General features: G+C 53.7%; 2 protein-coding genes and 1 pseudogene. All 3 read right to left on the bottom strand.

The window, feature by feature from the left end; translation table 11 throughout:
- Window positions 1-337: 337 nt before the first annotated feature.
- A complete protein-coding gene (locus tag ETC02_RS16310) occupies window positions 338-1702 on the bottom strand; it encodes an ISLre2 family transposase (protein ID WP_171698425.1) in 1365 nt (454 codons plus the stop codon).
- 271 nt (window positions 1703-1973) lie between these two features.
- Complete coding sequence (gene istB / locus ETC02_RS16315; protein ID WP_011230286.1) at window positions 1974-2726, bottom strand: IS21-like element helper ATPase IstB; 753 nt, start codon at window positions 2724-2726, stop codon at window positions 1974-1976.
- A pseudogene (locus ETC02_RS16320) lies at window positions 2723-3255 on the bottom strand (IS21 family transposase); the annotation flags it as partial. The gene istB and the pseudogene ETC02_RS16320, both read right to left, overlap by 4 nt.

Here is a 3255-nt window from a genome sequence, read left to right on the forward strand (position 1 = left end):
AAGATCAAGCTGATGAAACGTCGGGGATACGGATACAGAAATATCCAGCGTTTTGCATTGCGGGTTCGGCTAGAAACAGCTAACATACTTTCATGACAGGTGCAAGTACAACTTTTGGTGATGAACCTTATTTTTTTATTTATTTTAATATAAAAAAAGTTTTTTTTCAACTGTAAATTACCATTCGAGTCAGTCAAGACTTTGTGGAGAACATTTTTTCGGTTCACTACGGGCGTTGTCAATCACTAGTTATCGAACCATTTTCAGGAATTAATATCGTAAGCGCTTTCCGACTCTCATCCCTCATCTTGAGACGATGATACGATATTCCATTTTTTTACACCCAACCACCATCCCGGAGCGCCGACAACGCTTGATGGATCGGCGTCCCGGATGACTGTTGCAGACACGGTATATTCTGACGCACCACATCTGTCCACAACCGTCCTGCCTTCCGTTTGGCCTGTTCGATCCGCTTGGACTTTGTTGAGGCCGAGACGGCCGACTGGGGCTCTTGCTCCTCCCACCGTCCCTTTCTCCACCCGATCCCGTCGATTCGGGCTGCCATCGCCCTCAGAAACGCCCGAAGCCCTTGGTCTTTCCAGCTGCGGCGGGATTTCACCCGATGCGCAAATCGGCTCATCACACTCTCCGCATGGCCCATCGAACGCATGCCGGTCGTCTCCACCCCTTGCTCCGACAGCCACCCCCGATAGTCCCGGATGCATCCCGGCATCGACTCGATCCGGCGGATCATGGCAGCCAGCTGCTGTTCTTTCGCTTCGTCCTCCAACGTGCCGACCGCGCTGTTCAGCTCCACGAGAAGCCCTTCTTCGTCTTGTTTCGCCAGCTTCTTCCGCACCTCCCGCCAACGCGGATGGCCGGACAGACACTGACGCAGCTCCCGCGCCACATGAAATCGATCCAGCTGAAAGCACGCCCGCTTCCCAAAATACTCCCGGCAGGCCGTGATCCACGACGCCGCGTCGCCGTTGAGGACCAACAGGTCTCGGCACGGATCATAGGCATATTCCTTCATCAGCCACTCCTCAAACCGTTCCCACACGTCCCCCGTCCCTTCATGGAGGTAGTGGCGCCGGTTCACCAGCTCAAGCTGCGACCCGTTTCGTCTCCATCCCTCGTGAACCGCCAGGATTTTCTCTTCTTTCGCCCGTTTCCCTTTCCCCTGGCGGGAAATAAACAGTCCATCCGCCTCCACAAACAGCACCCGGCCGTGCCGTTGGGAAACAGGGTGGTGCAGCGAGACAGGGGCCTCCAGCACCAGTTGGCGAATCGCCTCGTGGCTGAGGACCGCATACCCCACGATCGACTCCAACGTACGGGCCGCTTTGCGGTAGGAAGAGCACTCTACGGCCAACTCGACCGCCGTTTCCTCGAGGCAAGGACTGATCGATTGGGCCCCATCAAAGCCTAATTCGGCATCCAGCAAGAAGGTATAGTTCCCCGTTTGCCGGTCATAGTAGTAGTTCCGTCGAAACGTCACTTCTCCAAACAGCGTTTGGATCGTAGTCGGCCGTTTGTCTTTCAGCTGATGCCGGCGCTTGTCCCGCGCTTCCGCCAGTTGTTGATCGATCTCCTCCAAAAGGGCCGCCAACAAGACAGCGAACACCTTTTGAAGAGTTCTGACTAATTGCTCCTCCAGCTCTTTTAATAAAGGCCATTCTGTGGTAAGATGTTTCATGGACTCTCTCCCTCCTGTTTTATGGATGTTGGTCATCACCATCATAGCAGGGAGAGAGTCCTTTTTGCATGACATTTGCTTTTTCTACCGCGCTTCGCTTGGTGGCCCCGACGAGCGTCGCGAACAAAAGTTCGCAACCCTCGTCGGGGAATCATTCCGGAATGCCACCCACAAATATTTTACTCACACGTGGACTTTCCCTAGGTGTTTTTTGCAAGCAAAAAATGCAGAGAAGTGCAAGAAAAAATACATAGGCTTGCCAGCTCAAGACTTAAGGTTCCAGACCGGAGGCAGAGGACGGCTGGATCGCGGAGAGAGCGTTCCGCAGTCGATAGCTCTCTCCCGTAAAGGCCAAGATGTGGGCGTGGTGAACCAAGCGATCCACCAACGCTGCCGTCAAACGGTTGTCCCCAAACACCCGATTCCACTGTCCAAATTCTAGATTCGATGTCACCATGACGCTTTTTCGCTCGTAACAGTCGGCGATAATATGAAACAACAGTTCCGATCCTTGCTTTTGAAACGGCACATAGCCGAGTTCATCCAAAATCAACAGTTCGCATGGGTCGAGGCTTCGTTTCAGCCGTCCGAGCGTGCCGTTTTTCAACGCCTCTTCCAGCTGGGCGACAAGATCCGCGACGCGGAAAAACCGAACCTCATGGCCTTGTTGGCACGCCTGAATGCCAAGTGCTGTGGCGAGATGGGTTTTCCCCGTTCCAGGTGAACCTAAAAGCAGAACGTTTTGCTTTCGCTCCAAAAAGCGAAGGTCACACAGTTCCTCCCTCGATGTCGTGGCTGGCCAATGGATATGACCCGACCATTCGTAATCCTTCAGCCATTTCAACTCCCGAAACTTGGCTTTCTTGATCAGCCGAGCCTGTTTCGCTTCTTGGCGGCACGACAGTTCCAGCGCCAATACATCCCGCAAAAACTGTTCTTTCGTTTCGAATCTCACCTCCTCGAATCGATCTGCGATATAGGCCAAATGCAGCGCTTTACAAATCTCTTTCACCTCTGCTCTCATCTCTGGACACCCCCTTCCCGAGCGGGATGAAGACGTTGATCATACACCGTTAAATCCGTTTCATAGTCGATTAGAACGGAAGGGGTGTATGATTCTTCCCACTTGTCCGGGTAATAGGAGTGCTTCGCTTCCATCAACACGCCGATTTCATGAGGAGCCAAGTCCCATCGCTGACTCTCCTCGAGCCACTGGGCGATTTCGTAAAGCGTGTGCCGATCCAACAGCGCTCGCAGTCCTTTCAAACGGGCCACCACCTGGGGCGGGGGGCCAGCCAGATACGTTCGGATCGCCTCCGGCAAGTACGTCCGGTAGCGGGAATGTCCGACAACCCGGGGTTTGGTCTCCCACTCAGCGAAAATCTCTTTCCAAGGGATTTCGCGTTTCACGTTCGTATACGGCCTGGGCGCTTCAAGATGGACGTCTCCATCGGAAGAGAACACAACGAAACGATTCCATTCTTTCTTCACCAACACCCGGTTGGGGACGGACAGGCCATGGACGACGAACGCCTTCCCATCCACCATCACTT

The sequence above is a fragment of the Geobacillus sp. DSP4a genome, assembly GCF_013096875.1.
Taxonomy (GTDB): domain Bacteria; phylum Bacillota; class Bacilli; order Bacillales; family Anoxybacillaceae; genus Geobacillus; species Geobacillus thermophilus.